The sequence below is a fragment of the Brevibacillus sp. SIMBA_040 genome (genome assembly GCF_046535075.1).
Lineage (GTDB): Bacteria > Bacillota > Bacilli > Brevibacillales > Brevibacillaceae > Brevibacillus.
The window spans coordinates 1-254 of sequence record NZ_JAWRXI010000301.1 but is presented as its reverse complement, the minus strand read 5'-3'; the positions used below and the strand labels follow the sequence as shown (position 1 = coordinate 254).

Sequence of the window (254 nt, the reverse complement as noted above, 5' to 3'; positions counted from 1 at the left end):
ATATTGATTATGCATAAAAATCCACTGCAACAGCGCCAATACAAAACATAAAATAGAGATAATGATAAAAAACTGCTGCCAGTTATATAAAATAGAAACCTCAACTGCATAATATGCCGCAATTTGATTCATCACAAGAATAAATGAATAGAAAACACCATAAAACATTCCTCGGTTTCCTATCATTGCCATTACCGGTAAAAATATTTCTATCGCAACAATCATTTTTAAAAAACCTAAAATCAATGAGCTTC

Annotated in this window: 1 protein-coding gene; it reads right to left on the bottom strand. The window is 30.3% G+C overall.

Going from position 1 to position 254, the window contains the following annotated elements; all coding sequences use genetic code 11:
• Positions 1–254 (bottom strand): hypothetical protein (locus tag SB752_RS32915; protein WP_486320412.1); only part of this gene is annotated, 254 nt, incomplete at both ends.